Source organism: Streptococcus mitis (genome assembly GCF_008763935.1).
Lineage (GTDB): Bacteria > Bacillota > Bacilli > Lactobacillales > Streptococcaceae > Streptococcus > Streptococcus mitis_DB.
Genome location: NZ_VTQF01000012.1, coordinates 1 through 6,202, shown reverse-complemented (window position 1 = coordinate 6,202; position 6,202 = coordinate 1). Strand labels below are relative to the sequence as shown.

The following is a 6,202-nucleotide window of genomic DNA, read 5'->3' as shown; positions in this document are numbered from 1 at the left end:
ACCCCCACCACCAAAAACCGTCAACTCCCAAACCGCAAAAAATTCTACAAAAACCGACAACAATCTGAAATTCAACAACTTTTATTTTAGATACTATTTCAAAACTTTCAAAACACCCTCAATCCAAACTCAAACAGCCTAAAACCATCCAATTCTCACATCAACAAACAACAAAGGTCGTCTGAAATCTTTTTCAGACGACCTTTGTATTTTCTTACTGCCTAAATTAATCAACCGATTTCATTATACTTAGTCGGCAAACTGTTTTTTCATACGTTCGCGGCGCTCTTGTGCTTCTACGGAAAGTGTGGCGGTCGGACGGGCAAGGAGGCGTTTGAGGCCGATGGGCTCGCCGGTATCCGCGCAGAAGCCGTACTCGCCTTCGTCGATGCTGCGGATGGTTGCTTGTACTTTACCCAGAAGTTTGCGTTCGCGGTCGCGGGTGCGCAATTCCAGCGCGTACTCTTCTTCTTGAGTGGCGCGGTCGGCAGGATCGGGAGCCGATTCGTGTTCTTGCAGGTGGCCGGTGGTGGCAGATGCGTTTTCAATCAGTTCGTCTTGCATTTTTACCAGCAGTTCGCGGAAGAATGCCAACTGGTCGCTATTCATGTAGTCTTCTTCCGGGCCGTCCCAATTCAAAATGTCTTGTTCTGTCAGCTTTGCCATAATTTTTCTTTCAATCTATTGTGGGAAACGAAATGCTACTCAAGTGGTTTATTTTATTGATTTCTTAGAACTTCTTTTCTCAAGTCCGTTTAGAAATGGCGGCATAATACCATGTTTTCACAGCCGTGGTTTTGATTTTCACTTTTTTGCGTTTTGCTTACGTCATACTGCAAATTCTTAATGAACTCGCTGTCTATTGCAGTAGCCACAAGTTGATTTGACGGGTAATTTGAGGCGATAGACTGCTTAACCAAATCCACAGCAATAATGCCAATATACTACCTGAAAAATCGTAGCGTCCGTACTTTAAAAACTGCACGGGAGAAAGTATGGGGCGATATATCCGTTCCAACGCGACAAAAAGTTGGGAATAAGGATCTTTAATACTGAGCGCCATGCGGATAAACAATCCTATCAACAATACATAAGCTGCTGATTTAATTGTATTCAACACTGCCAGTATAAAATTGGCGATGATGATTTTGACGCTGAATGCGGTAGGTTGCGCTACTAAAGTGATGAAAGTGAATACGATGTAATATAACAACAGTCCTGACACCAGGCAGGCTGGGTCGTATTTTTTTATGGGCAGGATTTTGTGCAGCGGATTGACCAACCAATCGGTTGATCGCTTGCTGAACGCCAAGAGCGCATGATTTTCACTCAAACCCGCCGCTTGCAGGAAGAGGCGTGCCAAACACAGGATGACGATGCCGTCGGCAAGCAATATCAATAAATCTCCGCGCATTTTCAGACGACCTTATATTGTTGTGCCATTTCTTGAGAACGCTTGACGCAGGCTTCAACGCCTTGGGCAATGGCTTCGGCGACGTGGCATGATTTGAACGTTTCGATGGCTTCGTGGGTGGTTCCGCCTTTGGAAGTAACGTTTTGCTGTAATTGCGCGAAGTCTTCTCCGCTTTGTTCTGCCAAGGCAACCGCGCCTTTGAATGTCGCGAGACTGAGGGCGCGCGCATCTTCTTTGCTGAACCCTTGCGCCTGAGCGGCGGCTTGCAGCGCGCTCAGCAGATAAAAGACGTAGGCGGGACCGCTGCCGCTGATGCCTGTAATGTTGTGCAACTTGTCTTCTTCTTCCAACCAAACGGTCAAACCGATGGAACGCATAATGCGGTCGGCGGCGGCGCGATCGGCTTCGGAGACTTCCGCTGCGGCAAACATGCCAGATACGCCCAAACCGATTTTTCCCGGCGTGTTGGGCATGGTGCGGACGATGCGGCGCGTTCCACCAAGGTAGCGACTGAGGGTATCAATAGACAAACCGGCAGCAACGGAGAGCACCAATGCGCCGTTGGCACGAACGTTGCGGCACGCGGCTTCCATATCCTGCGGTTTGACGGCAAGGATTAACACGTCGTCTGAAAGCAGTTCAGGCAGGGATTCGGAAACTTCGACATTCAATTCTTTCGCCAAACGTTCGCGCTTTTCCGCGCCGCGGTTGGCGATGTGGATGCGGTATCCGCCCTGCTTGACCAATCCGCCCGCAATGGCGGCCGCCATATTGCCGCCGCCTAAAAAGTAGATGTTCATAAATTTCCTTAATTTTTTAAATGAGATACATTTTCTGAGGTCGTCTGAAAAGCCGTTTCTACCCAACCGGAAAAATTTCAGACGACCTTTTTACCAACGGACGCTTTCAGGCAGCGATGTTCGGTATAAGCCCTGTTTTTCCAAACAATCCAATCCTTCTTGTTTGAAAGTTTCCGCCAAAGGGCGTTTATCGCGGGTATGCCAAGCTAGTCCGCAAGCTTCAAACTTTTTGATTTTCCTCATGAAATAATCATTAGCTGCGGTACGGTAAGCATTGTCATCAACAGAATAACTCCCGTCTGCAAAACGTGTTCCGCGGAAATCCTCGATAGAAGGCGGCGGCTCGCCTTTAATTTCCCAAAAATCTATTGCTGCCGGCTTTTTAGGCTTACACCAGCCTGATAAGGACTCACATTGATACCAGCCCATCAACCGACAGCCCGTTAAGGTCAAACCAAGCAAAACGACCGAGATAATCTGTTTCACTGACTATCTTTCCCTTTTTGCTCCCGCCTGCCGAAAATCGCGCTGCCGATGCGCACATGCGTTGCGCCGCACGCAACCGCCACAGGCATATCGCCGGACATCCCCATCGACAACACATCCGCGTCAACGCCCGCCGCGTTCAGGTCGGCAAGCAGTTGCTGCATGGTTTGGAACTGATGGCGCAATGCTTCATCATCGCTGTCGGCTTTGGCGACACACATCAACCCGCGTACAACCACATTCGGCAACTTCGCTACTTCCACCCCCAGCGCGACCGCCTCATCGGGCGCAACGCCGTGTTTCGCCTCCTCACCCGCGATATTGACTTCGATGCACACCTGCAAAGGTGGCATTTCGGGCGGACGCTGTTCGCTCAGGCGGCGGGCGGTTTTCAGACGACCTATCGTATGCACCCAATGCGCACGTTCGGCGACAAATTTGGTTTTATTCGACTGCACATCGCCGATGACGTGCCAAACGATGTCGGGCAAATCCGCGAGTGTTTCCGTTTTCTCGTACCACTCCTGAATATAGTTTTCACCAAAATCACGCTGTCCCGCGGCATATACCTCGCGGATATCGTCTGAAGGGAAGGTTTTACTGACCGCAATCAAACCCACTTCGCCCGCCTGCCTGCCTGCCTTTTGCTCGGCTTCGGCAATGCGGCGGCACACCTCCGCATAATTTTGTTGCAATACCGACATGATTTCTTCCTTTATTACATCAATTACAGCGATTTTGAAAATTTTACTTGGTCTGAACGGTTTATGTATTTAAAATAATACAATTTATCGGAACCTGAACAGGGAAATGCCCGGCATTCCGCGTCCGCATTTTAAATCGGGTTCCGCCTCATTATTCTAAACTAAAACAAGGCCACATTATGCAGATTACCGACTTACTCGCTTTCGGCGTCAAAAACAAAGCTTCCGACCTTCACTTAAGCGCCGGAATGTCCCCCATGATCCGCGTTCACGGCGATATCCGCCGCATCAACCTGCCCGAAATGTCCGCCGAAGAAGTCGGCAACATGGTTACTTCGGTCATGAACGACCATCAGCGCAAACTGTTCCAACAAGATTTGGAAGTGGACTTCTCCTTCGAGCTGCCCAACGTCGCCCGTTTCCGTGTCAACGCCTTTACCTCCAACCGCGGTCCTGCCGCCGTCTTCCGTACCATTCCGAGCGCCGTATTGACGCTGGAAGACCTGCGCGCCCCGCGTATTTTCCAAAAAATCGCCGACAACCCGCGCGGCTTGGTATTGGTAACCGGTCCGACCGGTTCCGGTAAATCCACCACGCTGGCGGCAATGATCAACTACATCAACGAAACCCAACCCGCACACATCCTCACCATCGAAGACCCGATCGAGTTCGTCCATCAAAGTAAAAAAGCCCTCGTCAACCAGCGCGAGCTGCACCAACACACCCACAGCTTCGCCAACGCCCTGCGTTCCGCATTGCGTGAAGACCCCGACGTAATCCTCGTGGGCGAGATGCGTGACCCAGAAACCATCGGTCTTGCGCTGACTGCCGCCGAAACCGGCCACTTGGTATTCGGCACGCTGCACACCACCGGCGCAGCCAAAACCGTGGACCGTATCGTCGACGTATTCCCTGCCGGCGAAAAAGAAATGGTGCGTTCGATGCTGTCCGAGTCCCTGCGCGCGGTTATTTCGCAAACCCTGCTGAAAACCCGCGACGGCAACGGCCGTGTCGCTGCACATGAAATCCTCATCTCCACGCCCGCAGTGCGCAACCTGATCCGCGAAAACAAAATCGCCCAAATCAACTCCGCGCTGCAAACCGGTCAAGCACACGGCATGCAAACCCTCGACCAAGCGCTGCAAACCCTCGTCCGCCAAGGCACCATCAGCCCCGACGTAGCCCGCAGCAAAGCGCAAAACAGCGAAAGCATGACCATCGTCTGATCAGCACATTCCATTATCGGGAACAAACAAGGTCGTCTGAAAACGCAGTTTATACAATCAGGAAGCCCGTTTCCCGTTTTCAGACGACCTCCGTAAGGCAGGCACAACACCCAATAACAAACAAACCGCCCGCCGGTCTCAATATTCACTTACTGATAAAGAGTACACAAAATGAGCGAAACAACTCCTTTACACGACTTACTCAGCGAAATGGTGCAAGCCTACTCGCAAAAAAACCAACCGCCGCATATCCCCACCCCCGCCGAAATCGGTACACACCTCCATCCCCTGCTCGACCGCATGTGCGTCGAAGCAGAAAAGCGCGGCGCATCCGACATCTTCATCAGCGCAGGTTTCCCGCCTGCCGTCAAAGTCAGCGGCACTCTGACCCCCGTCCCGCACAAAGCCCTGACCGGCGAAGATACCGCCGCCATCGTCGAATCCACCATGAACCCCGAGCAGCTTGAGACCTTCAACCGCGAATGGGAACTCAACTACTCCGTCCAATCCCGCAGCAACACCCGTTACCGTGTCAACGCCTACCACGAACAAGGCCGCGTCGGCATGGTCTTGCGCCGCATCAACCAAGAAATCCCCGAAATGGAGAGCCTCGGCCTGCCCGCCAAACTCAAAGACCTCTCCCTTTCCCCGCGCGGCCTGCTGATCCTTGCCGGCCCGACCGGTTCCGGTAAATCGACCACCATGGCATCCATGCTCGACTACCGCAACCACAAAATGCCCGGCCATATCGTCACCATCGAAGACCCCATCGAATTCATCTACAAACCCCGCCGCAGCATCTTCACCCAGCGCGAAGTCGGCATCGACACCAACGACTGGAAAATCGCCGTACAAAGCGCGATGCGTCAAGCGCCCGACGTCGTCTGTATCGGCGAGGTGCGCAGCGAAGCCAGTATGGAATACGCCCTCCAGCTTGCCCAAACCGGCCACTTGTGCGTCTTCACCATCCACGCCAACACCGCCGCCCAAACCATCGAGCGTATCATCAACTTCTACCAAGAAGACCGACGCAAACAAGTCCTCATGGATTTGGCGCTCAACCTGACCGGCATTATCGGTCAGCGCCTCGCCATCAAGAAAAACCGCAGCCAGCGTACTGCCGTCGTCGACCTGCTGCTCAACACGCCCGCCATGCAGGATTTGATTTTCAAAGGCGAACTCATGGAAATCCGCGAACTCATGACGCGCTCCGGCACAGACGGCATGCAGACCTTCGACCAACACCTGTTCGAACTCTACATCAAAGGTCAAATCGAATACGACGAAGCCTTGCGCCAAGCCGTTTCCACCAACGACCTGCGCCTGCGCATCCAAATGCACGAAGAAGGCAACGACCCCGACCGCCTCTACGACCGCATCAGCGATTTGAACCTGATTTCGTAAACACCCGATTTCAGCCAAAACAAAGGTCGTCTGAAAAACCTCAATTCAGGTTTTTCAGACGACCTTCTTTCATATTTCCTCGATACCTTTGATCATTTTGTATAGTAGACCTCTTGCGAAAGTATCCTGAAGATTTACAATTCCCAAATGAAATACGAAAACCTAATC

Annotated in this window: 7 protein-coding genes; 2 read left to right on the top strand and 5 right to left on the bottom strand. The window is 51.9% G+C overall.

Annotation, left to right across the window (positions count from 1 at the left end; all coding sequences use genetic code 11):
* Nucleotides 1-249 precede the first annotated feature (249 nt).
* From dksA to F9B91_RS11705, 5 genes are all read right to left on the bottom strand, one after another.
* Nucleotides 250-666, bottom strand: a complete 417-nt coding sequence (gene dksA, locus F9B91_RS11725) for an RNA polymerase-binding protein DksA (protein ID WP_003744416.1) — start codon at nt 664-666, stop codon at nt 250-252.
* 193 nt (nt 667-859) lie between these two features.
* On the bottom strand, nt 860-1,414 hold the full coding sequence (locus tag F9B91_RS11720) for a YggT family protein (RefSeq protein ID WP_070613210.1): 555 nt from the start codon (nt 1,412-1,414) through the stop codon (nt 860-862).
* A gap of 2 nt (nt 1,415-1,416) precedes the next feature.
* The gene (gene proC / locus F9B91_RS11715; protein WP_150923275.1) at nt 1,417-2,214 is read right to left on the bottom strand and encodes a pyrroline-5-carboxylate reductase; all 798 of its coding nucleotides are present in this window, start codon (nt 2,212-2,214) and stop codon (nt 1,417-1,419) included.
* Between the two features lie 90 nt (nt 2,215-2,304).
* Nucleotides 2,305-2,700: an RNA-binding protein gene (locus F9B91_RS11710; protein ID WP_146736930.1), complete on the bottom strand. Its 396-nt coding sequence runs from the start codon at nt 2,698-2,700 to the stop codon at nt 2,305-2,307.
* Nucleotides 2,697-3,404 (bottom strand): YggS family pyridoxal phosphate-dependent enzyme, encoded by a 708-nt coding sequence (locus F9B91_RS11705; RefSeq protein ID WP_150923274.1) that lies wholly within the window; start codon nt 3,402-3,404, stop codon nt 2,697-2,699. Before F9B91_RS11705 ends, F9B91_RS11710 begins: the two co-directional genes overlap by 4 nt.
* A gap of 179 nt (nt 3,405-3,583) precedes the next feature.
* Between F9B91_RS11705 and F9B91_RS11700 the strand changes: the two genes are divergently transcribed.
* Both F9B91_RS11700 and F9B91_RS11695 read left to right on the top strand, forming a co-directional pair.
* Nucleotides 3,584-4,630: a type IV pilus twitching motility protein PilT gene (locus F9B91_RS11700; RefSeq protein ID WP_070656447.1), complete on the top strand. Its 1,047-nt coding sequence runs from the start codon at nt 3,584-3,586 to the stop codon at nt 4,628-4,630.
* A gap of 171 nt (nt 4,631-4,801) precedes the next feature.
* On the top strand, nt 4,802-6,034 hold the full coding sequence (locus F9B91_RS11695; protein WP_003744423.1) for a PilT/PilU family type 4a pilus ATPase: 1,233 nt from the start codon (nt 4,802-4,804) through the stop codon (nt 6,032-6,034).
* The last annotated feature ends 168 nt before the right edge of the window (nt 6,035-6,202 follow it).

Excerpts from the sequence above, each read along its gene's own strand:
- F9B91_RS11700 (WP_070656447.1), top strand. The coding sequence starts at position 3,584 with ATGCAGATTACCGACTTACTCGCTTTCGGCGTCAAAAACAAAGCTTCC.
- F9B91_RS11720 (WP_070613210.1), bottom strand. The coding sequence starts at position 1,414 with ATGCGCGGAGATTTATTGATATTGCTTGCCGACGGCATCGTCATCCTG.
- F9B91_RS11705 (WP_150923274.1), bottom strand. The coding sequence starts at position 3,404 with ATGTCGGTATTGCAACAAAATTATGCGGAGGTGTGCCGCCGCATTGCC.
- dksA (WP_003744416.1), bottom strand. The coding sequence starts at position 666 with ATGGCAAAGCTGACAGAACAAGACATTTTGAATTGGGACGGCCCGGAA.
- proC (WP_150923275.1), bottom strand. The coding sequence starts at position 2,214 with ATGAACATCTACTTTTTAGGCGGCGGCAATATGGCGGCCGCCATTGCG.
- F9B91_RS11695 (WP_003744423.1), top strand. The coding sequence starts at position 4,802 with ATGAGCGAAACAACTCCTTTACACGACTTACTCAGCGAAATGGTGCAA.